Here is a 25,964-nt window from a genome sequence, read left to right on the forward strand (position 1 = left end):
ATTTTGCGTCTCTACATTTGCGTTAAAACAAAGCAGGATACCACTTATGACAACTGATACATATGAAATATATGACCACCTTACGGATAGAGAAACTTTGATTGTTTACATGACTAAACATGAGGAGCAATCAATTACTATTGACGGTAATCTATTAGCGATGGGACGGTGTACCCGCATCCTTCAAGATTCTTATGATTTTCGTCCAGTTCATAAACGGCAAGTGAAAATAGGAGAACGTTTAACAGTTAGCGCTGCTATAGGAGGGGGACTTAAAGTCAGAACCATTCCTACTGACTGGGTTGTTACAGAAGCTGAAACCTACGAACCAAAAAACGAGATACCAGGTTTTAGAGAAATTATAATTGCTTATTGCGAACAAGTACCATTATCTCTCGATGAATTTAGAAAAGCTATTTACGAAAGTGGTGTTGTAGTTAGTCTAGATTCCTTTGGAGGTGATGAGGCAGCTTACGATAAATATTTACAATCATCGAAAGTAACGGTTAATAGCAATGGTAATTTTAATGCAAAGGCGCCAAAATCAAGCGAGGATAAATCACATCCAAATATATCCTCTAGGAAAATTGACATAACGGAGGCGCCAAAATCAAGCGAGGATAAATCACATCTAAAATATATCCTCTAGGAAAATTCTCTGTGTACTCTGTGTTTACGTGGTAAAAAATAATTACTTACAGCACAGGCTTTCCGGCCTGTGCTACAAGACTGACAAATTAATGATGTGATTTTGGCGCCTTTGATGCTCTTGTTGCCCTATGCGATAAAATTTTTTGGTTCGGCAATAATAAACGCTTGTAATGGAAACCAATTGGCAAACTGTTAAATCTTACGAAGATATTCTTTATCATAAAACTGATGGCATTGCGAAAATTACCATCAACCGTCCTCATAAACGCAATGCTTTTCGTCCTAAAACGGTATTTGAGCTTTACGAGGCTTTTTGTGATGCTCGCGAAGATACTACTATTGGAGTTGTTTTATTTACTGGATATGGTCCACATACTGATGGTAAGTATGCTTTTTGTTCGGGTGGCGACCAAAGTGTGAGGGGACAAGCTGGTTATATTGATGATGAAGGTACTCCACGATTAAATGTATTAGATTTACAACGTTTAATTCGTTCGATGCCTAAAGTTGTAATCGCTTTGGTTGCTGGTTATGCTATTGGTGGTGGACATGTTCTACATTTAATTTGTGACTTGACAATTGCCGCTGATAATGCTGTGTTTGGCCAAACTGGCCCCAAAGTTGGTAGCTTTGATGGTGGTTTCGGCGCCAGTTATCTTGCGCGTGTCGTTGGACAGAAAAAAGCTCGCGAAATTTGGTTCCTTTGCCGTCAGTATAACGCTCAACAAGCTCTAGAAATGGGATTAATCAATACAATTGTTTCTGTTGAACAGCTTGAAGCAGAGGGTATTCAGTGGGCAAAAGAGATTTTAGAAAAAAGTCCCATTGCTATTCGCTGTCTCAAAGCTGCTTTTAATGCTGACTGCGATGGACAAGCTGGTTTACAAGAACTTGCTGGAAACGCCACTCTACTTTATTACATGACTCTTGAAGGCGCCGAAGGTAAACAAGCTTTTTTAGAAAAGCGTCCGCCAAATTTCCGTTCTTTTCCTTGGCTACCTTAATTATTTTTTAACATTTCATCCTAAAAACCGCACCTTTATATTCAAGGTGCGATTTTTTTTGATCAACATAAATACATGAAGCCCCAAGCGTATCTTCTTACTTTTTTTACACAGTTGCACCAATCAGTATATCCAGGTGATTGGTAACCAGGAAGGTTAACTAGATTCAGATTATTTACTCAGAATTTATTTAAGAAAATGTAACATTTGATAAATAGGAGGTATTAAACTGATACTGTTTTTGCCACAGAAAGTTCAGCGCGGTGAACTGCTAACTCTTCTAATGGAAGAACATCTTGCTTCAAATTTGATGCTACAACAGGTATGGCTTCTGGCAAGCTCCATGAATCTTCTAAGGTTTCCCAAGATGGTGCAAACGCTGGTAAAGCCAATGAGCAAGCTTTCCAATGTCCTTGAACTGGCGCCCCTAGCTGCTGACAGTTTCCACCGCGACGACCTTCTGGATTGTAATGACGACAATATTTACAGGCAGAAGTTAAGAAATTGATGCTCTTCATGGTCAACGCCGTAGGCAAATAGTTTTCACTATTTATTTTCCTCCTAGATACAAATACGGATTATTGCCAACAAACCATTATTCAGCATATGTTTTACCGATCCCCAAGCCAATTTTGCCTTTATATTTATTTTATGTTTGTGTTATATTTTTCAACTTTTTGGTTACAATTACGATACATAAAGCTAAATTAGACTCTTGGGAATCACCCTTTAAAAGCAATTGGGATCAAAGCTAACATTACCGCTATAGATTTGTCCTAAATTCGCTCATCATCCATTAGATAGAAAGTTTTTACATTTTTATAGCTTTTTTAACTTTTTCTACCTCTTTTGACTTATTTGACGTATGTATATTTTATCTAAAATCTAGCTAAAACCTTTTTGCCGCGCATAATGCACAAACTCCCCAACGTTCTAGTTCACCCGAAGGAGTCGGAGCTTGACATTGCGGACAAAGTGGTAAGTTTTGTGAACTAGTTTGTACTTTTTTAACCCAGCTATCAAAAGCTGTATTTACAGCATTACTACCTATTGCTGGAATATCCTTCTCTACAGTTTTAGAGATATTTTGTTCTAAATAGCATGGATGTTCTTGATGTGAAGCTCTTCTTGGTTTTATGATGCGGGTGCTACTATTCCAACCAGCAGTAGAAAAATGAATGTCGGTTAACGGTGCCGATAGTTTTTGATTTACCTTTATAAGTAAGGTTTTGCGCTCAAACGTCAAAGTTTGTGCCCATGCAGCACTAGATGTTGCAACCCGCAAAACATCACGATGGATAGAAATAGGACGAGTATGTAGTGCAATAGAACTACCGACAATATCATGCCAGCATTTGAGCAAAATTTGTAAAGGTGGAGTTTGCCAGTGACCCCGCGCTTGTAAAAGTTTTAATACATCGCTTACAGTTCTGAAAGCCATCGAATTTAATTTGAGGGATATTATAAAGACTAAGCGTAAATTATTTTTTTACTTTTTAAAGTCTTATAGCTTGAAAGTGAGTTGTTCATGAGTCAAAACCCCCTGATGCATCTGGGTAGTCAATTTTCTAAAACACCCGGCTTGAAACCACCACTAGCAGCAGCACTAGCTAGTTTGGAAGTACAACTCGACCGAGAGTTAGCAAGATACAGGCGTACACGAACTGGTGGATATCGTGCTTCTGCCCAAAGCTCAAAAGACAAAAATAGTAGTGCAATTGGACTACAATATTTAACTCCGGTAGCTGACACGATACCATTTGATACAGCTATACCGAGTTTAGACGAAAATATTAGTGAAACTGCTATATCCGAAACGAATGTTACACCAGTAACTTATATAAACGAAATAACCACGACGCCCCCACCACCACCCCCACCTCCACCAAGTCCCAGAGTTGCGGTTACACCTGACCCAATACCTGACCCAATAAAAGAGACGGCGCCATCACCATTATCTAGTAGTGCTAGCATTGTTCCAGTTACTACAATCAAAGCCTCTACAGACGAAAGTGTAGAGTCTAGCACTCATCAAAATCAACCCGATGATTATTTAGAGTCATCGGAGGCATTATTACGGAGTTTGACAGAAGAGGCGCCTAAACCACAAAAGCGACCAAAAAGCAACAGTGATAGTTTGCTTTCGCCTTTAGGTATTGGTTCTATTTTATTATTCTTAATGGCAAGTATAATTTTGGGCGCTGTTGTACTAAATCCAAAACTTCTGCCACAATTTAGTCTTGGTGGTTTGTTTAAACGCGATGGTTCAACTGCAACTAATAGTGATATAGGTAGCCCAAGTAGTGACGGCAATACAAAAACAGTCGCTCAACCACAGCTAACACCTATAACTAGATATCCCAACCTTGCTTCATACGAATTCCCAGAGGTTAAGAGTCCTAATGATGTTGTTGGCTTGACCCCCAAACCAAAACCTACTCCAACTGTGGCGCCTCCTCCAACTCCTCAAAATGTGGCGCCTCCTGTAGTCCCTGCCATATCCGTTCCAACAACTCAGGCACCAGTAGCTATTACACCTACACCCACACCTACAGATATTCCTATCTCTGAAATTAAACCTTCAAGTGATGGGTTTTATCATGTAATTATAGACAACACTAGCGAAGGCGCCTTTGCTAACGCTCGTAAAGTAGTGCCAGATGCATATTTGTCACCCGATGGCAAGTTAATTTATCTCGGAGCAATTAAAAACAAAGAGAAAGTTCAGGAATTGCTTAATGAGGTTAGGCAAAAAGGCCTCAACGGCAGAGTCAAATAAATGTAGAGACTGTATTCATACAGTCTCATTATTCACGTCTCATTATTAAAGTAGGAAATAATTATGGGATTTTTAGATAGAATTACACGTGTGGTGCGTTCAAACGTCAATAGTTGGGCCGCTGCTTCGGAAGACCCAGAAAAAGTTTTGCTTTCTGCCGTAATTGAAATGCAGGATAATTTAATTCAGTTACGACAGGCTGTTGCTAGCGCTATTGCTACACAAAAACGTACTGAACGTCAAGCTGCTAATGCTACTGAAGCTTCCGAAGAATGGTACAGACGTTCAAAACTTGCTCTTGGACAAGGTAACGAAACCCTTGCCCGTGAAGCGCTTGTTAAACGCAAGAGTTATCAAGATACCGCAATTTTGCTGAATACCCAAATTCAGCAACAAAACAGTGTAGTTGTTACACTAAAAAAGGATATGCGAGCTATCGAACTTAAAATAGCTGAAATCAAGACTAAAAAGGACATGTATATTGCGCGTGCGCGTTCGGCACAAGCGTCATTACGTCTCCAACAACTTGTGGGAGAGCTAGAAAGTGGTTCTACAAGCGTTTTTGAGCGTGTTGAAGATAAAATTATACAACTCGAAGCTCAAAAAGAAGTATCCTATATTACTCATGAAGATAATTTAGAAAAGAAATTTTTAGCTTTGGAATTAAGTAATAATGATATAGATACTGAACTTAAAGCAATTAAGGCTCAAATCTCAAAAAGCACTATTACTGAGAGTGACTAGTAATATATAATACTGTAATGATGAAAATAATATTAATACGCATGTGCGGAAATTTGAGCGTATCTTAAGAAGAAAGATATTAAGGGGGGTGTTTGCTGCACAATCTCGCATAAGAAAGATTAAATTTAAAGAATGGCAGATAGTTAATAGTAAAAATCCAAATCGTTCTTGAAAGTAAGCGTAAGTCTCAAAGGAAAAAATTATGGGTTTATTCGACAGAATTAGACGAGTGGTCAGTTCAAACCTCAACGACATGGTGAGCAAAGCTGAAGACCCTGAGAAAATGCTGGAACAAGCGATTCTGGAAATGCAGGAGGACTTGGTACAGTTACGTCAGGGTGTTGCACAGGCTATTGCAGCACAAAAGCGTACTGAAAAGCAATATAACGATGCCCAAAACGAAATCAATAAGTGGCAACGTAACGCACAGCTAGCTTTACAAAAGGGTGACGAGAACTTAGCTCGTCAAGCTTTAGAAAGGAAAAAATCTTTTACAGATTCTGGAAGCGCGCTGAAAGAAAGCTTAGACCAGCAAACAACCCAAGTTGAAACTCTCAAACGTAGTTTAATTCAACTTGAGAGCAAAATTTCTGAAGCCAAAACTAAGAAGGAGATGCTCAAAGCTCGTATTACCGCAGCTAAAGCACAAGAACAACTTCAGGGTATGGTGCGCGGTATGAATACATCTAGCGCGATGTCAGCTTTTGAGCGGATGGAAGAAAAAGTCCTGATGCAAGAAGCACGCGCTCAGTCCGCAGGAGAATTGGCAGGCGCCGATTTAGAGACTCAGTTTGCTAAATTAGAAGCAGGTAGCGACGTTGACGATGAGTTAGCTGCACTCAAAGCCCAAATGACATTAGGCCCAGCGCAAGCGCCAAATCAACCCCAACTACCCGGACAAACCACCGCACAACCACAGTCATCAACATCAACGCCAAAATCAGAAGAAGTTGTTGATGCCGAACTAGAATCGCTCCGTAAACAACTAGACAACATGTAAGAATATATACAGTTTGTATTTTTACAAAATATTTCATTTTTAAATCCCACAAAGTTATATTTGTGGGATTTTGTTATCTAATCTGCGATAATCTTTAATAATGAATTACGACACCGCGCGCAAAGTCCTTATTGACCAAGCGATTACAAATTTAGACAATCCCGATGCCTTGCTGACACGAATGCAGCAGGGTAAACCTCCCGTTCCAGGTCAAATAACATCCATACTATTAGCTTTAAAAGTGGCGTTTGAAGCTCTTAAAGAAGCCACTACTTTAGACCGAGAACTTACGTATGCTTTATACCTATTATCTTTAAGAACACAACAGTTATTTGCAATTGGGCGTAAAAACGGTATTGACTGGCCTCCTTTATTCAAAGAAGACTTACTAAGAATTTCCGCAGCTTGCGAAAGCATTTTTTCTGGAACTTGGCAAAACAGTTGAAAGTGCGCTCGTGCTGAGTTCTGAGTAGTAAGTCAAAGAACTGCGCGTCTCCACTCAGCACGAGCGCACTCCTTACTCCTCACTTTCTTATCGGTTTCTTAATTCTGCTTCGAGTTTATCGATATCGCTTTTTAATAGTACAGTCATCTGTCCTGTAAAAGCCTTACCATTTTTGGGTTTAGCTATTTCCATCCAGTAAGCATAGCGGTCTCCCATTCTTAACTGACCGCGTAATGCTTCACGAACAGGTGACGAAGCTAAACGTGCTGAATTTATTGCACTTTGGTTTGGATAATCGTAAATTAATTGCGCGCGTTTAAAATCTTGATATACATCTAAACCATAAATTATTCTTAGTGATTCCTGTAAACGCTCAAAACTCATTCCGTTAATAGCATCATACATTGATAGTCTTTCTGTACGTATTTTACTACGGTCTCTGGAAAAACTAACGGCGCCTGGAGGTAGTACAGATGCTTGGAAAGTAAATCGTTGTGCTGCGGTGTCACTTCTGTTTATTAAAAAACGTTCACCTGGCTTCGGTTTGAGTGTAGCATGTCCTTTTAACCAGGCGCCTACTTCTTCGGTACTTTGTCCTGGCAATGCTAGCACATGGTTTGTAAAAGCTAAAAAAGTAAAAGGTAATAGCCAGAGGGAAATTAATTGCTTGTTTAGTTTCATATTTCTTTATCAAGTTAAGGGATTATACTGAGATACCCCTGGTATCAATATGGGGTAATATTAGTTTTCCCTTTTTTGATAGAATTCTCTTCACACAGGCAAAAACCTTTATGTACTACATAACCAAATACTTTATCAACGATATAAATAACAAAACGAAAGGGCAGACAAAATAAAATTGTCCGCCCTAGAACATATGCAATAATTTAGGGTAGATGAATTATAGCACTCTTAACAAGACTATCAATACCTAACATACCGATCAAAGTCATCAAACATATCCTCTAAAAGCTCATCCATCATTTCTTGCTGTAATGAGCGTAAAATCTCAGGCCCCTGTAGAAACTGCTTGACAGAAATTTTACTTTGGTTAAAGTCTTGGGCGTAATCACGTATCTGAGATATTATATTGATTTGATTTTCGAGTTGTTCGGTAATTGTATCCAGCGGCTCAACTCCTTGTTTTCTAAATTTTCGGAAATCTGTTACCATTCCCCCTTGAGGTGTCTTTTTCGCTTCTCTAAGTGATTTCTTCAAACTTTCAAATTGCGTTTTGAGAACTCCATTTTGCTGCTCGATACGTAGACACTTGCGACTTAAGTCATCTTCACTACTACTATCTATTTGTTCTCCAACTTGATACTGTTGCTCAATTTCTAAAAGTCTTGCTAAATCTCCTTCAGTATACGCTCGATTAATTTCTTTCATTATTTCTGTATGACGCTCTTGAGTTTCACTGTCACTAGCTTTATCTGGGTGAAAAACTTCAGCTAACCGCAAAAATATATGACGAATTTTTTTAGAAGATTCGCTACGACTTGCAGACGCAGATTGTGCTTCTGTATCTGATTGATAATAATAGTGCTGGTGTGATTGATTTGATTCATTAAAATCTTCGTCACCATCAAATTTTTCTTCTATTTCTATTTCTTCAAGTTCAATAGGCTGAGGACTAATGATTTCTGCATATTGTAAACTACGATAAATTTCTTCAACTTTGTTTTTATTTTGCTTGTTTAGCTTTTTATTTTTAAGAATTTCATTAAATATCGCGTGAATTTCTTTATCAATAACTGCTATTTTCTGAATATTTGGAGTTGCTCGACCATACACTTCTGTTGCAACAGTACGCATTTGCTCTATAAATTTATCTAACTCCGTGCGTTTCTTCTTTATTTGCTTCAGCAGCTTTTGGTGTTCAATTTCAAGACCTTCCAAACGTAGGTGGACTTGGCTCGGCGCCAAAGTGGTGGTCGCGGTAGTGCTACTAGTCGTGCGTTTTAAAGTTGGTGAAGATTTTCGAGACATGAGACCAACGAGTTTTACAGAGGGTGTTTACCGAACATTTTGAACTAAATTCACACAAATTATTACAAAAGTTACTTTTCAAAACACAAAATTAATTTTACTGTATTGCCTATTGTACTACTTTAATCCCAAATTACAAATTTATTTCCAGCAGTAATTACTCAGACCCTATTGCTACTTTAATTACTTTACGCTCACGCATGTCTACGAAGACCTGCTCTAAATCTTTTAAAGGTCGTTGTTCGCTAATTAGTAATTCAAAAGGAATTCTACGACTCGCAATTAGTGACAACGCTTCACGTACAAAATAAGGCGTGTTATGAAATACACCTTTAATTGTCAGTTCGCTGTAATGTAACACCTCTGTACTTACAGAAATATTTGTATTTTTAGGACATCCGCCAAATAAGTTTACAGTGGCGCCAGGACGGGCACAAGCAATAGCTGTCTCCCATACAGTTTTATCTCCTGTTGCTTCAATAACTATATCGGCGCCGTAACCATCTGTTAATTCTTTGACTCTTTCTGCAATATCTGGCACCCCATGATAATTAAAAGTTTCTGCTGCCCCAAATTTCTTCGCTATCTCTAATCTTTGATCATTACCACCAAAAACTAGTACTGATGCATAGTAGTCTAAAACGAGTTTAGCAACAAACATTAAACCAATGGCGCCATCACCAAGCAAAACAACTCTATCACCTGGTTTAATATTCGAGCGGGCAACACCATGCAATACACATGCTAACGGTTCCGTCATTGCTGCGAGTTGATATGGTACATCAGGCAGCAATAATAAATTCTGCTCAACAATCTGAGCAGGAATTTTAAGATATTGTGCGAATGTACCGTTATTCCAAGTTAAATTCGGACAAAGCGAAAATTCTTGCTTTTTACAAAAGAAACAGTTGCCGCAGGGTGCAGAATTATTAGCAACCACAGCGTCACCAATTTTCCATTTGGTGACACCAGCACCAACGGCAACAATTTCTCCTGCTGCTTCATGTCCAAATAAAGTCGGAGGTTTTAGCATTTTCGCATGACCACCCCGGCGCCATACCTTTAAGTCAGTGCCACAAGTGGTTGCAGCATGTACTTTGATAACGACTTCACCTGTATTAGGTATGGGGTCGTTTATGTGTTCAAGTCTTAAATCTTCTTGACCGTAAAGTAAAGCAGCGAGCATAAAAAACCGGGTCTCTACCCGAAATTGTTTTTTTACTACAATATCAATAAAGAAACCCGGTTTCGCTCCTATGATTGCGAAACAACTCCAAGATTTTTAGATTCTCCTGTGGGCACACGACTAACTGTTAGTAAAGAAACTTCTTGGCGACAAGATTGACATAACCAGTAAACTTTACCGTGGCGAACGTGACGCAACAGCATGGAACTACCGCAACAGGGACAACTGTTAGCTCTCATACTCATACTATTGTTCTCCTTTTAAATTATTTGACGTTGTTGATTTGTTCTTGATTTAAGGGCCATGCACGCCCAACTGATTAAAATTTGATTTTGGCTGCGTGAATACGTCCGTTCTGATTAATGCGAGTTTGAATGATTTTTTCATACACTTGCTCGTATCCATCAACCATGCGAAGCTCGCTAAAGTTGTTTTCTACATGTTTGCGACAGTCATGACGGCTAAGTTGCAGCGCGACAGGAACCATTGCGGCCATTTCCTCATAACTAGTACAAACCATTCCAGTCACTCCGTGGGCAATAACCTCTGGTACGGCGCCCATATTCATTGCAATCACTGGCGTACCAGTTGCCATTGATTCAATCATAACCAAACCAAAAGGTTCTCGCCATGTAATTGGAAATAGTGCGAGTGCAGCATTACCTAAAAGTTCGACTTTTTGGGCATTACTAACTTCTCCTAAAAACTCGATATGCTCACCATCAATATGTGGAGCTATCTCGCGTTCAAAGAATTCTGCATCTACTACATCCACTTTTCCAGCCATTTTTAGGTGCCATCCAGTTGCACGCGCAATGTTAATTGCATGTTGCGGGCCTTTTTCGGGTGAAAAGCGTCCTAAGAATGCTAAGTAAGGCTTAGTTAAGAGCGGTTGAGCAATAAATGGATAGTCTTCTAGGTTAATACCGTTGTAAACTGTATCAACGTAATTAAGGTCTATTTGACGTTGAGTGTTGCTAATGCTAACAAATGGTTGCTTTTTATGATGCGTGTAAACGTTGATATTTTCACTGTTAAAACTGCCATGCAACGTATGCACCGTTGGTGTTGGTACAAAGTTAGCGCTTAGTAATGCCGGAACCCCTACATGGGAGTGAATAATGTCGAATTCCTCAGCGCGCTGATAAACTTGGCTTAGTTCGAGCGTTTCGTATGCCGAATATTCCCGTAAATTTGGGTCTAAACGTAATGCACGCGGACAAACCGCTTCGAGCTTCGCTAGTGTATATGAATCACCTGACGCGAATAAAGTAACATCGTGACCTCGACGTACTAATTCATCTGTCAGACGACTCACTACCAGTTCGATGCCTCCGTAAGTTGGAGGTGGAACCCGTTCCCATAAGGGAGCTACTTGAGCGATTTTCATAACTTGTGAAAGGTACAGGTGAAAAGGTCTGATATTTCAGAACCAATATTTCAGATGTGGTAGAGCATTTATACTCAGCCACCAACAGTTTACATTAAATCAAGGCACCTACTAGAAAAGATTTTTCCAGTTAACCGTACTTGACGTTTTCGGTATTTACTGAGTTCTGCTAACCAGTCATTAATCATTAGGTAACTACATTAATAACATTACAATCAACTATGAATACACTTCATCTATCCTGGGGATCATTGAAAGCAGCACGAGAATATAGGCGAAACAACATGAATTACGATTTATCGCGCGAATATTATACCCTATGCAAAATCTCACAAAATGGAGAGGCGCCTGTGAACAACAAAAAAACTACGAAAAAAAAATATAACTTTACAAATATCAATTAAGATTTTAGTCAGATGCACTACAAAATTTCATCACTAACTTGTAATATTAGCGCTATTAATATATCGTTATTAGTCATATCAAAAATACTAATAGTTAATCAATATATAAAAAATTACCTAGATAAAAAATAATGAAAATTGCTACTTGGAACGTTAACTCAATTCGCACACGCTTAGAACATGTTGCCGACTGGCTAGAACAAAACCCTGTTGATGTGCTTTGCGTGCAAGAGACCAAAGTTGTTGACAAAGACTTTCCGCACTCCAAGTTTGAGGCATTAAGTTATCACACATATATATATGGACAAAAATCTTATAACGGAGTTGCGCTACTCAGTAAAAAGCCACTCGAACAAGTAAGTACAGGTTTCACGAGTATACTTCCCGAATTAGACCCAATATGGGATGAACAAAAACGAGTTATTACAGGTGTAATTGATTCTTGTCGAATTTTAAATCTCTACGTACCTAATGGTTCCGAAGTCGGTTGTGATAAATACGAATTTAAACTGGGTTGGCTGACCGTACTGCGAAAATACCTGCAAGCTTTATTATTAGAGAATCCTAACATTTGTATGTGTGGTGACTTTAATATTGCCCTTGAAGATAGGGATATTCACGAAAAAGCCGATATAAAAAATCATATTATGTCATCTGATGCCGAACGTCAAGCTCTCAAAAATGTTCTTGAACTAGGTTTTGCGGATGCTTTTCGTAAATTTACGAATGAAGCAGGTCATTACAGTTGGTGGGACTACCGCGCAATGGCATTCCGTCGTAATATGGGCTGGCGCATCGACCATCATTACTTAACAACCGAACTATACGAACGCGCAGTAAGTTGTGTAATTGATAAGGCGCCTCGTAAGCTTGAAAAACCCAGCGACCACGCGCCAGTCATCGTAGAATTTTAATCTACTGGTCTTTGTCATTAATTTTGGGGAGTTGGTACAGATTTTGATCCCCCCTATCCCCCCTTGGTAAGGGGGGAAAATAGGGTCATTCTTAGCCCCCTTTATTAAGGGGGGTTGGGGGATTTAATTCTACAACCCACCAAAACTTATGACATGAACTACTACTCATGTCGTTCTTGACCTTCTCTGATATTGCGGATTAGTGAGATTGAACTTTCTTGTAAGCCAGTTCTGCTTTTAATTATTTCACTGCGGGCAACAATTCGTTGATGTGCAGCAATCGCTTTGCGTCGTCGTACTTCTCGTTCGACAGCTTCACGTTCCATACTCATACATTTGTATATAACAAAGTAATGATAGCTAATATTGTATCTATCATTGTTCAGTCAAAGCACTTGGAGCATTAATTCGCTCATTCTTTTACAAGTTATTAAAATTGATGAAGACCCCAAACCCAAAATCTATCTAAAACCCTTATGTTTTTGGTAACAGGAGCAACTGGTGATATCGGGCGCCGCGTAGTGAGGCTTTTACGCGAATCTGACAAACAAGTACGTGCGTTCGTTCGTTTAAGTTCACATTATGGAGAGTTAGAACATCGAGGAGCCGAGTTATTTATCGGTGACTTACGTTTTGAGCGCGACATAAAAAAAGCTTGTCAAGGTGTTCGATATATCATTAGTACTCATGGTTCTGATGGTGATGCACTGGCGTTAGATTACCGCGCGAACATAGAACTAATTGACCAAGCCAAAGTAAATGGAGTAGAGCATTTTGTATTTATTTCTGTACTAGGTGCAGATAGAGGTTATGAAGATGCACCTGTATTTAAGGCAAAACGTGAAGTAGAAAAGTATTTAGTCTCTAGTGGCTTAAATTACACTATTTTACGTCCGGCTGGTTTAGCATCTAATTTATTACCGCTTGCCGAACGTTTTCGTGAAACCGGGATATATGTACTTATCGGCGACGCTAAAAATCGAACTTCGATAGTTTCTACCGATGATTTGGCGAAAATAGCAGTTAATTCAGTTAGTGTTATTGGCGCCCGTAATCAAATTTTTCCTGTCGGTGGGCCTTCAATATTAACCCGTGAAGATATACCGCGTACATTCAGTCGTATTTTTAATAAAGAGCCAGTTATAATCAATGCACCATTATTTTTAGTCGATGGGTTCCGGGGTGCATTAGGATTGATTAATCCCCAAGCGCAAAAATCCTTGGGAACCTTTAGAACATTGCTAGCAAACGAGTTTTTCTGTAAAACTGAAGAAATTACTAATTTAGAAGCTATTTTCACTTTCCCCCTGGAACCGTTGGAAAGCTTCTTAAAACGCTATCTTTCAATATAATACCAATCAAAAATTTTATGCGTTCTCCCTTAGCTGCAAACGCTGCACAAGCACGTCAAACAAAACAAGTATTCGCTCGACCAGAGGAACAGTTATCTTTTGAATTAGGCAAAGCCGTACAAGAGTTACCACCTCTGTATACAAGATTACTAGCTGGTACAATTACTGCTATAGTTTTTGGCACTATCGCGTGGGCACATTTTTCTAAAGTTGATGAAGTGGCAACGGCGCCTGGAGAACTGATAGCTTCAACCCAAGTACGTCCTGTAACATCAATTGGTAATGGTTCTATTACCGCAGTACGTGTAAAAGAAGGGCAACGTATAGTTAAAGACCAAGTATTAGTCGAACGTGACCCAGAATTTCAGAAATTAGATGTAACGCGGTTAGCGCAGTCTGCTAAACTTATTCAACAAGATTTACGGCGCCTTGATGCCGAGCGCACAGGCAATAAAAGTTCTGGAAATCCAATTCAAGACGAGCTTTTAGCGTCACGCTTACGAGATTTTGAAGCAAAACAAGCTGCTGCGGAAGCTGAAGCAAATAAACAAGCTGCTTTAATAGAGCAAGCAAAAGTTCGGTTGACTCGCTTGCAAGAAAACTTCGCAAACGCTCAAACTAGTTTTACCAATGCTCAAACAAACCTTGCAAACGCTCGACAACTACGTGAAAAAGTAGATCAAAACGTAGCACTTGCCAAACAGCGTGAGCAAAGTATGCGTACTTTAATAGGTAATGGCGCCGTTCCACGACTAGACTACCTCGAAGCACAAGACCGACTCAACCGTGCAAATGCTGAAACGACCCGTGCTTCCGATGAAATTACAAATAACCAAAATAAAATTACCGAAGCACAAGATAAAGTAACCTCACTACAAAAAGATATTGCCGGTCAGGTTCAAGAGATACGCCAAGCGCAAGCTGCTTTTGTGTCCGCTAAAAAGCAATCTGACCGTCTTGCATCTGAACGTCAAAGCGAAGTATTAACGCAAATCAACAGGCGCCGTGAAGAATATACAGATATAAGCGGGAAACTAGAACAAGCCCGTAAACAAACCGAGTACGAAACCATTAAATCACCAGTTGCAGGAACTGTATATAAAGTTAAAGCAACCAAGGGTCCAGTACAAGCGGGTGAAGAATTATTATCAATATTACCTGATGGCGAAGAGCTAATGCTGGAAGTAAAAGTTCTTAACCGCGATATTGGTTTTATCCGTCAGGGAATGAAAACTAAAGTCAAAATGGCAACATTCCCCTTCCAAGAGTTCGGTACAATTGAAGGTGAGGTTGCTAAAGTCAGCCCGAATGCGATTGTAGATAAAGAACTGGGATTAGTATTTCCGACCCGAATTAAACTGAATAGACACTCAGTGATAGTACGGGGAGAAGAAGTACAATTTACGCCTGGTATGACCGCGAATGGCGAAATAGTAACTCGCCAAAAATCAATTTTAACCTTCATTATGGAGCCAATTACCCGCAGATTTAGCGAAGCTTTCTCTGTCAGGTAATTTACAAACGTTACATGTTGTAGAGACGTTACATGTAACGTCTCTCCCAATATCCTACGAAGAAGGTAATAAACGTAAGTATGGTTCATATGGCGCCATAAATATTTTTCCGTAGCGCTCAAAGATATTTTGCGGGTCTTGTGGGTCTGTGGTAGTCATACTTGAGTAGTCGTCAGATTTGTAAATTGTATTTTCTGTGCTGTATTGGTAAATTGCTGAAGTGCTATTAACGCTGGTGTTTTTAGTGGCACCGTCAAAAACAATGGTGTTTTCTGCTGTATCTATTCCACTTGTGTAATTATAAATGTTGCTGCTGTGATTGGTCGATTTGAGACTGTTGGAGAATGGATTAAAACCTGAGAATATATCACCAAAATTGAAGCTTGGAATAGTATTGTTACCTTGTCCAGAGTTTTTAGATGTTTCGGCAAGAATTTGTCGAACTTGACTGTCGTTAAGACTACGGTTTGCACTTAGCATCAACGCTACCACACCTGCAACGTGAGGGGTTGCCATGCTGGTGCCACTGTAACTTTCATAGCTATTATTGGGAACTGTTGAATAAATACTAACTCCCGGCGCCGTTACATAAGTAAGCTGTTGATTTCCGGCACGGTTGGAAAAGTCCGCTAAATTACCATCTTTATCGACTGCTCCAACTGCTACACCCGTCTTTTCGGCATAGCGTGCGGGATAAATAGGTGATGCTCCACCACTATTACCTGCTGCCATGACAACTATGACACCTTTTCCACTGGCATAATTAAGGGCATCTTGCATTGTTTGATTAGCACCACCACCACCAAGACTTAAATTGATAACATTGGCGCCGTGGTCTACTGCATAGTAAATACCCTTGGTTATTGAATCATACGAACCAGAACCATTATCATCAAGTACTTTCACTGGCATAATTTTGGCATCGTAAGCAATTCCCGTTACACCATAGTCATTCTTTTCACCTGCTATCGTTCCAGAAACGTGAGTTCCATGTCCGTCTCTATCCATTACATCTGAGTTGTTATCTACAAAGTTCCAACCGTGAATGTCTCCTGCATAGCCATCGTTTGGGTCATCGTTGGGATTAATCCAAATATTATCTTTTAAATCTACGTGATTAATATCAACTCCTGTATCTAGAACAGCAACGACAACACCTTTGCCTGTGTACCCTTTTGCCCAAGATTCAGGAGCCTTCAACATATCGGCGCCCCAACCATTACCACCTGTATCAGGCACATCCGCAAAAGGTTGTTGACCAATAGATGATGCAACAGCTGCTCCGGCATTCACTAACCCGTAACCATTATTAGAACTGTATGACTGAGACGAAGGTGTATTATTATTGTCATTGAAATTATTATAAGAACGACTGCGGCGCCTTAAATCTGTGTATGTATCAGTAGTTAAGCTATCAAATGAAGAACTCGAAGTTAGATTTAGACTATTTTGTAATGCTAAATCATTATTCTTATTATTAATAAACATAGGTATTTATCCTCAAAAATTACTTCCTGTGGCGACATTAAATATTTATAGGACTTACGCTAACAAACTTCCAAAAATTTAATTATCCATATTGTGGAACAGATTGTGGAACGGGCATCCTTGCCCGTTTAAACTATTGGGCGGGCAAGGATGCCCACCCCACAAGAAATGAGTTATGCACCAACTTTTAATTGTTGCTGAATTTATTTTGGCAATATATTTAAAACAAAAGCTAATATTTCCTAGTAAATAATAACTAGGAATTTAATATTAAATTTGCAGCTAGTTTTACAAAAACAGTTGAATGAAATAAGTTTTTTTAAAAATTTTATTGTTAATGGTGAAGATCAGGTTATTAACCTTATATAAAAAGAAACCGGGCTTCTGACCAAAGTTATGATTTTGATTACAAGATATGGATAAAGAAGCCCGGTTTCTGGTAGCGTCACGTTATGTGCTTAAAAAGGCGCCATCCCAATAGCTGAAATTGGCTAAAAGTTGATTCCAGTTGAGTTGTAAGATGCTGGGTTTGGATGATAATTCTATTCCCCACGGGTTGAATAGAGTGAATGTTTGTGTCGAAGCATCATAATTTACTAACGCATATGCGTGAAGAGGAACAATATCTGGCGCCACTCCACTTGACTTAGACCCAAAGCCAATTGATTTACCTATACTAATTGCGTCTGTAAGCGATTCTAGGCTTAAAACATTACTCATTGAAACTGTTTGACCTGTAATGTGTGAAAAAGCATCACTGATATAGCCACCCTTACCGATACCCGAATAAGAATTAGTACTGTCTTGATAAATCCATCCAGATTCGTTCAGTTGTGCATATGCTTTCTCTGCTAATGCCACCCAGAGTTCATTCGCAGGATTGTTATAGCTACTACCTTTAGAAGCATAAACAAATTTTCCGGCTAAGTCTGTCGGTAAATATTTATCGACTGTAACGTAGTCTGCGACTTGATTACGGAAGAATTTAACAGTGTAAGTGTTGTCACCGTTATCGATAAACATGTTCTCAATCGTAGTTGGTGATTGAATTGCTGTTGCTGCAAGTCCGACTAGAAAGAAACAGTCATTTATCAGACCTTGTTTAATATCTTGATAATTTACACCATTCTGAAATAGTACACCGCCTGCCTGCTGGTACGTATACGCACTTGTCGGATAGTCACGTCCTAAAAACCACTTATTTACAAGATTGTCTATTAGAGTACTACTACTACCCGCAGTCAGATTACCTAATGGATTATTCTGATATCTCTGATTTGCGACATCACCGTTGACTACTTTATTCGTTAATACTTGCACGTATTCTGGTATCCCTAGTCTTGATGCATTACTAACCAAATTCTGTAAGTCTCTAAATTCAGTGCTATCAACTACACCATTATCTTCAGATGCACGTAATATTCTAATTACTTCACTACGGTCAATTACACCATCGATAGAAAATGATTTTATATCCGCACGCAGTTGTGCATCTTGAAATATCGTATCTAACCAAGAAGGACTGCTTTGAGTTGGTGGTGGGACTTCTGGAATCAAGTTAGTACTGTATTGGAGATTGTATGTGGTAGTCGCGTTTTTGAATCGAAAGACTTTGATGTAATAATTACCTGCTTCCAACGTTATATTTACAGATTCATCTCGCTTACGTCGGTTGTAAGAACCAGCTAATTCTTGACCGTCGCTGTTCAATACTTGTAGGTTGGCATTTGAATATAAACCGTTGACTGCAAGATTTAGACTACTACGACCACTAAAATTGAATCGATAATAGTCTTCTGTATTTGCTGCTGATATAGAACCTGCGACAATTTGTGTACTTTGATTAATACTCAAATTTTGAATACTTACATTCTGTTCAAATAAATTAACCGACATAACTACTCTTGCTTTATAAATTATATGAATTAAGCACAAAGCACCCTATGCCCCTTGTAATAAAAGGGACTTGCTAGTCAGCCACTACTATCTTCATGAAATTGTTGAATTTCTATATTGCTGCTTAAATTTACCAAACAGCCACGCGAAATATACGTGATAAAATTTACTAATATACTAAGTAATTACCAGGTTAAAAATAATTATGCTAATAAATTTTATACTGAAAAAAAAGTATTAAATTCTACTCTTTTTTTTATAACATACGGATAATGAGTGTGACAGTATGTTAACTGACAAAAAAACTCCCCTTTATAAGCTCTTTATAAAGAGGAGTAGGAGACGTTACATGTAACATCTTTACTGATTATTTTTATGCTCGTGCCATCGCTACAACAGCACGCACAGCAGCTTCAGCGTTAACAAAACCGTGACCGTAATATTGGTCATAACCTGCGGCGCCTAAATCAACAGCAGTTTGTGCAAGAATTTCTTTAACTTGTGCAGCAGTAAGAGTTGGATTTAAGCTCCAAGCAAGCGAAGCTATACCCGAAACAATAGGTGTAGATGCCGAAGTACCATTAAATTTGTCTTTATAGCCAAAGCTAAATGCACCGTTTGAATTTTGAGTTGCGTTAGCTGCTGGATATTCTGTTAATGCCATTAAAGTTAGTGGCTTTTTACCAGCTAAGAAAGTTGTATTATCAACATAACTACTACGCCACCATTCTGGGTAAGGAGATTGTGGCTGCCCAGTTGCTGTCAGTTCGGGATTGTTTTGACTATAATCAACCCTAGTTCCAGGTGTTTTTGCATAGCCATAGTCATCTACAGTACCCCACGATGAACCAACAGTAATAAAGTTGGGATTTGTTTCAGCCAAGGCGCCAAGGGATGAGATAGTACCGCTATTACCAACTGCCGCAACAAACAAAACTTTATTTGAGTTTTGAGCAACTAAATTTCTAAACGCTGGGCTATCTCCACCCGATAAACTCAAGTTAACAATTAGGTTCTGACCGTTTAAGGTTGCTTGGTCGATGAGTAATTGCGTGGCAGTTGCCAAATCTTTGTCATCGGCATTTCCACCTAACACGTCGATATGTTTGACTCTTGAAGCCCAATTTATTCCTGCTATGCCTATACCGTTATTTGTGGCGCCTGCAATTACACTTTGTACTTTAGTACCGTGGAAATCAGTACCTGACTCATCTATGTAGTTAGTACCTGAAAAAATTGTGCTTCTCAAATCTGGATGAATATTACCACTGGCATCTACACCCAACCCTGAATCCTCAATTCCAATTAGTACACTGTCATTGCCAGTCGTAAACCGCCAAGCATTAGGAATTCCGCTTGTGAACAAGTTGACTTGCTCGTTGAACTTTGGGTCATTAGTTATAATAGTTCCCTTAAAGCCAGCAGCAGCACCAGGAACTACAGAAGCCAAGTCAAAGGTTTGGTCGCTAAATTCAAGTTGTTCGATACCCTCAAACAATATTTGATAACCTGTGTAGGCGCCAGCATTAATTGTAATCAAATCAAAAACACGATTACCATTACCAGGATTTCCAACTACACCACCTGCTGTTGAAGTTGCCCAGTTATAACTAACTTGCCCCGAACTAATGCCAGCAGTTTTAAAATCGAGTGTGTCGCGCTTACCCAATCCAAAGTCAATATTACCGTTTCCAGACACGTATGTAATTTGACTGCTTCCGTTATAAGTAAAAGTCTCTGCACTCAATTTTCCTACTTTCCAAGAAGTAGTAGGAGTTGCAGGCGCCACACTTTGTGGAGTTATCTGTACATTTGCACTATTATCAGTGGTATTTACACTACTTGATAAAGCAACATCACTTATCTGAGATGATATTGGTGGTAAAGCATCACTCTCAGGAGTTGCTGACACTGACAAGTTGTAAAAGCTGTCGGCATCACCGTTACTATAAACTCGAATGAAATAGGTGCCAGTATCAAGGTTTGCATCAATAAACTCTCTTCGACGGGCAGGTGAACGTGAAAAAGCAATTACTTCGCTTGATTCTACCAACCCATTATTATTGCTGTCTTTTATTAGTTCAACATCTAAGTCACCCCGAAAGCGATTGAGCGATAAGTAAAAACTACTACGTCCCTGTAACCCAAATTTGTAGAAATCGCTTGATTGCGATGAATTAATTGTATCAGTGAATACTTGTACATTGCTAGAAACTTTAATATCTAGTGCTGTACTTAACAAAGTACCGGGAACGTCAGCAGGCATATGTTAGTTTATTTTCAGGAGAGATACAAATACTATCAAAATCGATATTCGCTTGCTTTGGCGGCAAAAAAAATTAATAGTGATTAAATTTACAAAAAAAACATCATATTTTTACTGAGCCTTCACGTATAGTTTAAATCCAGCATTTTAAATTTTGTCGGTTAAACAACATTCTAAGTGATATTACTTAGAAAAAAAAATATCTATAAATGGGCTTTCTTCATTAAAATTTTAATATTCCGAACTCAACGAATCAAATGCTATCTTTAATTAATGATTTCAATCCTTGGGTTATAGCGATCGGACTCAATACAGCTTTACTCGCTGTCGCATGGCTTTTGCCAAAAAAACTGCTGACTGTTGCTGGATACCTTAACGCTTGGTTACTGGGTGTCTTAATTTGGGGAACTCTTGGTTTCTCAGGTTATATAGTAGTAATGTTCTATTTCTTAGTTGGTTCTTTTGTTACAAAAGTTGGTTATTCGCAGAAGGAAGCGGAGGGTATCGCAGAAAAACGTTCGGGGGCAAGAGGTCCAGAAAACGTTTGGGGTTCAGCATTAACTGCTACATTATGCGCGCTTGGCGCCGTATTCACATTAAATTCACTTTCATTAAATTCACAATTCGATAATCTTCACTCGCTGTTTGTGTTAGGTTACGTCGCGAGTTTCAGCACTAAGCTTTCGGACACCTGTGCTAGCGAAATAGGTAAAGCATATGGGCAGCGAACATTTCTAATTACAACGCTACAACCTGTAGCACGGGGAACAGAAGGCGCCGTTAGTTTAGAAGGTACTGTTGCTGGAGCAGTTGCTTCTTTGGCACAAGCGTTAATAGGGCTAGCTGTTGGATTGATTAATGGTTTTGATGTATTGTGGTGTGTTCTCGCTGCCTTTATTGCCACTAATATTGAAAGTGTAATTGGGGCAACACTGCAATCGAGGTACACATGGCTGACAAATGAATTGGTAAATATTTTAAATACATTGATAGGCGCCGCCGTCGCAATGCTGTTGTCGGTGTTGTGGCTCTATTTCACACGCTAGTATACAGTTCATAAGTACTATATCATAAAAATCAAGTTAATTTTTTTGCAATTTCTTGACTAATATTACGATGTAGATATTACTTACACAGCCAGCAGTTGGCTTGACTTAAAGCAAGCGTACAGTTGCTGATTTCGGCGATTCTTGCTTACGATTAAAGTGCGCTGTTTTTATAACAGAGCATTTAAAGTATAGAACGGGCTAAGGTTGTAGCTTCACGCGCTTCCATTAACTCCTATTTTTGCTCAAAAACAATAGTATAATTTTTGGACGTATAAATTAATACGTATTTATGTCAATGGAATCTCTTTCATTTATAACCGTCGATGAACAATCAATTTCTGTGGCACAGGCAGTGAAATACCTGCAAGCGTCAGGGAAATTGGGGCAGTTCATAGGTGATATTCTTCGTCAATACGTGATTGACGAGGAAATTGCCACCCGCGCTGATGTTGTTATCAGTCCAGCATTAACAGAGCAAGCGATAATCGATTTTCGTTTAAAAAACCAGCTTACAGACTCGCAGCGTTTCAACGACTGGTTGAAAAGTAACGGTACTAATTACGAGACTTTTCACTCGTCAGTTGCATCTAGCTTTAAATTAGAGAAACTTAAAGCCGCAATTTCCGACCCCAAACTTCAAGAATATTTTATTGAACGTAAGATTTTTCTCGATAGAGTAGTGTTATCCCGAATTATCGTTGAGAATCACGAACTCGCGGAGGAACTGCACGCGCAAGTTGAAGAAGGCGCCAGTTTTGAGCAAATTGCGCGTGAATATTCCCTCGCAGATGACAAGGTTGTAAACGGCATGATGGGACCAGTAAGCCGGGGAACGTTACCGGATATACTAAGAGCGGCAGTCGATGTAGCTTCTACAGGTACAGTAATTGGACCTTTGGAATTAGAAGGGCGTTTTGGGTTGTTCCGTGTGGAACAATTCTTAACAGCATCCTTAGATGATACTCAACTAAAGCAGACACTACAAAACGAGTTGTTTGAGAAATGGCTAGCAGAGAAAATTCAAAAGCTTACAGTCAGACTGCAAGTGGGCTAAGTACCACGGATAAAGACTTGCACTCCGAAGTGCTAGCATCTTTACCTTGGCAGGAAGCACCGTTTTGCTGGTTAACACCTGATAATAAAAGCGTATTAAAAAATACTGCTGAAGTATCACGCTATGGGTTAGGTGAAAAAATTTGGTCTAGAACGAACCCTGGCTTACATTATTTTATTGTTGCAGGTAAAGTTAGGCTGCGCGAGGAAGAAACAAGCAAACCACTGGCAACAATGGAAGCTGGTGATTGGTTTGGGGACTTATTACTGTGTGCGGTTGACTGTAAAGCTGTAGCTGCTAGCAAAGAAGTAATAGTAGTTTGCTGGGGTGTTGAAGTTTGGCAAAAGTTATCCAACCCAGAAATTAATGCTTTTTGGGAAGGTTCAACATCTGATTCAATATCAGAAGAGAGTAATGGTAATGGTAGCATCACTACTTACTCACCACCTCGCCAAGATGAAAATAGATTTGAGCAAGTTGAATATAACCCGCAACAGTCATTAGATACACAGCGAGAAGATTCTGTACCGCAAACCCGAACACAACAGTCTCAATTTCAGCGCGAACTGCTTGCAACTGCATCATCTCACTCATCGTCTGGTTACCCATTTGTGGCAAGTCACAATACAGGAGCAGCATGTTTGACGATGGCAGCTATTCAGCTAAAGAACCCGGTGCAGCTTGAATGGGTGCAGCGTCAACTTCGAGGACAAAAACCGAAAAATTTGGTTGAAGCGGCAGAAAAACTAGGGTTTATTTTACGACGAGTACAGGTAACTTGGGCAGACCTGAGACAATTATCTTTCCCTGCTTTAATGCGTTTGAACACAGGTCAAACAAAAGAAGGCGCCTGGGTTGTTGCTTATGCAATGAAGGGAGATAGACTCATTGTTGCTAACCCTCTTAATCAAGAGGGTAAAACTGAAAGTTTACCGCAACAAATGGTCGTCGAAGCTTGGGATGGTAATCTTTGGCAAACTGAAGTAGTTAACAAGCAAGAGAAATTTAACCTCAGTTGGTTTTTGCCAGCAGTAATGCGGTACCGAGGTTTATTAACTGAGGTATTGTTAGCTTCTTTTACATTACAGTTACTTGGACTTACGACACCTTTAATTACCCAAGTCGTTATTGACAAGGTAATGGTGCAAGAGAGTCTACCGACTCTTGATGTTATGGCAATCGCTTTATTGTCTGTAGCATTATTTGAAGCATTACTCGGTGTACTTCGTTTATTTATCTTTACTCATACTGCACGGCGCCTTGATTTAAGTTTATCAGCCCAATTATTCCGGCATTTAATGCGGCTACCTTTAGCGTATTTTGAATCACGTCGGGTTGGGGATACAGTCGCACGGGTACAGGAACTCGAACAAATACGTCAATTCTTAACAGGAACAGCATTAACTGTTGTACTAGACAGTATATTTGCCGTCGTATATTTGGCGTTAATGTTCTACTACAGCATTCCTTTAACCTTTGCTGGGTTAGCAGTACTACCATTATTCGCCACACTGACACTAGTTGCAACACCAATATTACGTAACTGGCTGAACGAAACCTTTAACCGTAGTGCAGACAGCCAATCATTCTTAGTAGAAACCGTTACAGGTATACACTCAGTCAAAGCCCATGCTGCAGAACCAGTAGCACGCGACCGTTGGGAAGGATTATTTGCTCGCTTTATTCGTACAGGTTTTAAAGCTTCTACTACACAAAATATTAGTAGCAATATTGGTGACTTTTTAACAAACTTGTCAAGCTTGCTAATATTATGGTTCGGCGCCAAGTTAGTAATTGAGCAAAAACTAACAATTGGTCAGTTAGTAGCGTTTCAGATGCTTTCGGGACGTGTAACCGGGCCCTTACTGCGTTTAGTGCAACTGTGGCAAAACCTGCAGCAAGTATTACTATCTGTAGACAGAATAGGTGATATCTTGAACGTGGCGCCAGAAGCGGAACCAGGAACTGGCTTAGTATTACCCCCACTCAAAGGTGAAGTATCATTCGAGCAAGTATTTTTCCGCTACAAAGAAGGTACCGAACCTGTGTTACGTGGAATATCCTTCAACGTAGAACCAGGACAATTTATCGGTATAGTTGGTCGCAGTGGCTCTGGAAAAAGTACACTTTCCAAATTACTCCAGCGACTATATACAATCGAATCGGGTCGTATTTTAATAGATGGGTTTGATATAAAGAGTGTAGACTTAGCGTCATTGCGTCAGCAAATAGCTGTTGTTCTCCAAGAAGACTTTTTATTTAACGCTTCCATTTTGGAAAACATCACATTAGGAAACCCCGATATTTCAGCCGAACAAGTAGTGGAAGCTGCGCGTCTTGCCGTTGCACACGACTTTATCAGTCAACTACCCCACGGTTACGAAACAAATGCAGGTGAGCGAGGAACTGCATTGTCGGGAGGTCAACGTCAGCGTATTGCCCTAGCAAGATTATTTTTATCAAAGGCGCCGATATTAATACTAGACGAAGCAACAAGCGCACTCGATGCCGAAACCGAACAACAAGTACTGCAAAACCTGCAAAAAGTCTCACAAAACCGTACCGTCTTTATTATTGCTCACCGCTTCGCCCCACTGAAGCGCGCCGACCAAATTTTAGTAATGGAACGCGGAGTAATAGCAGAACGCGGAACACACGAAGGACTACTACGCGACAAAGGACTATATTGGTCACTTTATCAACGTCAGCAAGCTAACGTCTAAGAGTGGAAAGTGCTGAGTGCGCTCGTGCTGAGTGGGTTTGTAGCATGGGCGTCCCGCCTGTGTTATGTGCATTTGTACTGTTAGCACAGAGAGGAGTTGATTAGCAACGGATGAGA

23 protein-coding genes are annotated in these 25,964 nt (G+C 39.6%); 12 read left to right on the top strand and 11 right to left on the bottom strand.

The features are described from left to right. The first annotated feature begins 46 nt into the window (after positions 1-46). Positions 47-649 carry a hypothetical protein gene (locus tag DSM106972_RS28200; RefSeq protein WP_127083793.1) on the top strand — a complete coding sequence of 201 codons (603 nt, stop codon included), beginning with the start codon at positions 47-49 and terminating at the stop codon, positions 647-649. A 172-nt stretch (positions 650-821) separates the two neighbouring features. After that, complete coding sequence (gene menB / locus DSM106972_RS28205; protein ID WP_127083794.1) at positions 822-1,655, top strand: 1,4-dihydroxy-2-naphthoyl-CoA synthase; 834 nt, start codon at positions 822-824, stop codon at positions 1,653-1,655. Between the two features lie 224 nt (positions 1,656-1,879). Here menB and DSM106972_RS28210 read toward each other — a convergent pair whose 3' ends face one another. Further along, positions 1,880-2,173, bottom strand: a complete 294-nt coding sequence (locus tag DSM106972_RS28210; RefSeq protein WP_127083795.1) for a hypothetical protein — start codon at positions 2,171-2,173, stop codon at positions 1,880-1,882. A 371-nt stretch (positions 2,174-2,544) separates the two neighbouring features. Continuing rightward, on the bottom strand, positions 2,545-3,096 hold the full coding sequence (locus tag DSM106972_RS28215; protein WP_127083796.1) for a DciA family protein: 552 nt from the start codon (positions 3,094-3,096) through the stop codon (positions 2,545-2,547). 87 nt (positions 3,097-3,183) lie between these two features. Between DSM106972_RS28215 and DSM106972_RS28220 the strand changes: the two genes are divergently transcribed. The 4 genes from DSM106972_RS28220 (at position 3,184) to DSM106972_RS28235 (ending at position 6,623) form a co-directional block, all read left to right on the top strand. Beyond that, entirely contained in the window at positions 3,184-4,434 is a 1,251-nt protein-coding gene (locus tag DSM106972_RS28220; RefSeq protein WP_127083797.1) for a hypothetical protein, read from the top strand. Between the two features lie 63 nt (positions 4,435-4,497). Beyond that, positions 4,498-5,178, top strand: a complete 681-nt coding sequence (locus tag DSM106972_RS28225; RefSeq protein WP_127083798.1) for a PspA/IM30 family protein — start codon at positions 4,498-4,500, stop codon at positions 5,176-5,178. A 202-nt stretch (positions 5,179-5,380) separates the two neighbouring features. Then, entirely contained in the window at positions 5,381-6,178 is a 798-nt protein-coding gene (locus DSM106972_RS28230) for a PspA/IM30 family protein (protein ID WP_127083799.1), read from the top strand. 100 nt (positions 6,179-6,278) lie between these two features. After that, positions 6,279-6,623 carry a Dethiobiotin synthetase gene (locus tag DSM106972_RS28235; RefSeq protein ID WP_127083800.1) on the top strand — a complete coding sequence of 115 codons (345 nt, stop codon included), beginning with the start codon at positions 6,279-6,281 and terminating at the stop codon, positions 6,621-6,623. Between the two features lie 87 nt (positions 6,624-6,710). Here DSM106972_RS28235 and DSM106972_RS28240 read toward each other — a convergent pair whose 3' ends face one another. The 5 genes from DSM106972_RS28240 to DSM106972_RS28255 all read right to left on the bottom strand — a co-directional run bounded on the left by DSM106972_RS28240 (position 6,711) and on the right by DSM106972_RS28255 (position 11,188). Then, positions 6,711-7,304, bottom strand: coding sequence for a hypothetical protein (locus tag DSM106972_RS28240; RefSeq protein WP_127083801.1), 594 nt, complete (start codon positions 7,302-7,304; stop codon positions 6,711-6,713). A 243-nt stretch (positions 7,305-7,547) separates the two neighbouring features. Continuing rightward, positions 7,548-8,612, bottom strand: coding sequence for a J domain-containing protein (locus tag DSM106972_RS28245; protein WP_127083802.1), 1,065 nt, complete (start codon positions 8,610-8,612; stop codon positions 7,548-7,550). Between the two features lie 157 nt (positions 8,613-8,769). Beyond that, positions 8,770-9,798 (bottom strand): zinc-dependent alcohol dehydrogenase, encoded by a 1,029-nt coding sequence (locus DSM106972_RS28250; protein ID WP_127083803.1) that lies wholly within the window; start codon positions 9,796-9,798, stop codon positions 8,770-8,772. A gap of 68 nt (positions 9,799-9,866) precedes the next feature. Next, the gene (locus DSM106972_RS52280; protein WP_170213606.1) at positions 9,867-10,043 is read right to left on the bottom strand and encodes a zinc ribbon domain-containing protein; all 177 of its coding nucleotides are present in this window, start codon (positions 10,041-10,043) and stop codon (positions 9,867-9,869) included. 74 nt (positions 10,044-10,117) lie between these two features. Further along, positions 10,118-11,188, bottom strand: coding sequence for a glycosyltransferase family 4 protein (locus tag DSM106972_RS28255; protein ID WP_127083804.1), 1,071 nt, complete (start codon positions 11,186-11,188; stop codon positions 10,118-10,120). A 535-nt stretch (positions 11,189-11,723) separates the two neighbouring features. Here DSM106972_RS28255 and xth point away from each other — a divergent pair. Further along, entirely contained in the window at positions 11,724-12,506 is a 783-nt protein-coding gene (gene xth / locus DSM106972_RS28260; RefSeq protein WP_127083805.1) for an exodeoxyribonuclease III, read from the top strand. Positions 12,507-12,667: 161 nt separating this feature from the next. Here xth and DSM106972_RS51580 read toward each other — a convergent pair whose 3' ends face one another. Beyond that, complete coding sequence (locus DSM106972_RS51580) at positions 12,668-12,832, bottom strand: hypothetical protein (RefSeq protein ID WP_158632887.1); 165 nt, start codon at positions 12,830-12,832, stop codon at positions 12,668-12,670. Positions 12,833-12,982: 150 nt separating this feature from the next. On the opposite strand from DSM106972_RS51580, the gene DSM106972_RS28265 reads away from it, so the two are divergent. Then, positions 12,983-13,858 carry an SDR family oxidoreductase gene (locus DSM106972_RS28265; protein WP_127083806.1) on the top strand — a complete coding sequence of 292 codons (876 nt, stop codon included), beginning with the start codon at positions 12,983-12,985 and terminating at the stop codon, positions 13,856-13,858. Positions 13,859-13,875: 17 nt separating this feature from the next. Further along, on the top strand, positions 13,876-15,372 hold the full coding sequence (locus DSM106972_RS28270; protein WP_127083807.1) for a beta-barrel domain-containing protein: 1,497 nt from the start codon (positions 13,876-13,878) through the stop codon (positions 15,370-15,372). Between the two features lie 54 nt (positions 15,373-15,426). Here DSM106972_RS28270 and DSM106972_RS28275 read toward each other — a convergent pair whose 3' ends face one another. From DSM106972_RS28275 to DSM106972_RS28285, 3 genes are all read right to left on the bottom strand, one after another. Further along, positions 15,427-16,860, bottom strand: coding sequence for a S8 family peptidase (locus DSM106972_RS28275; RefSeq protein ID WP_127083808.1), 1,434 nt, complete (start codon positions 16,858-16,860; stop codon positions 15,427-15,429). 450 nt (positions 16,861-17,310) lie between these two features. After that, on the bottom strand, positions 17,311-18,756 hold the full coding sequence (locus tag DSM106972_RS28280; protein ID WP_127083809.1) for a C2 family cysteine protease: 1,446 nt from the start codon (positions 18,754-18,756) through the stop codon (positions 17,311-17,313). A gap of 373 nt (positions 18,757-19,129) precedes the next feature. After that, positions 19,130-21,022, bottom strand: a complete 1,893-nt coding sequence (locus DSM106972_RS28285) for a S8 family peptidase (protein ID WP_127083810.1) — start codon at positions 21,020-21,022, stop codon at positions 19,130-19,132. Between the two features lie 257 nt (positions 21,023-21,279). Between DSM106972_RS28285 and DSM106972_RS28290 the strand changes: the two genes are divergently transcribed. The 3 genes from DSM106972_RS28290 (at position 21,280) to DSM106972_RS28300 (ending at position 25,848) form a co-directional block, all read left to right on the top strand. After that, on the top strand, positions 21,280-22,068 hold the full coding sequence (locus tag DSM106972_RS28290) for a TIGR00297 family protein (RefSeq protein WP_127083811.1): 789 nt from the start codon (positions 21,280-21,282) through the stop codon (positions 22,066-22,068). 298 nt (positions 22,069-22,366) lie between these two features. Next, positions 22,367-23,125 carry a foldase protein PrsA gene (locus DSM106972_RS28295; RefSeq protein ID WP_127083812.1) on the top strand — a complete coding sequence of 253 codons (759 nt, stop codon included), beginning with the start codon at positions 22,367-22,369 and terminating at the stop codon, positions 23,123-23,125. After that, positions 23,074-25,848, top strand: a complete 2,775-nt coding sequence (locus DSM106972_RS28300; protein WP_127083813.1) for a peptidase domain-containing ABC transporter — start codon at positions 23,074-23,076, stop codon at positions 25,846-25,848. The genes DSM106972_RS28295 and DSM106972_RS28300 overlap by 52 nt, the downstream gene beginning before the upstream one ends. The last annotated feature ends 116 nt before the right edge of the window (positions 25,849-25,964 follow it).

This window comes from Dulcicalothrix desertica PCC 7102 (assembly GCF_003991905.1).
Classification (GTDB): domain Bacteria; phylum Cyanobacteriota; class Cyanobacteriia; order Cyanobacteriales; family Nostocaceae; genus Dulcicalothrix; species Dulcicalothrix desertica.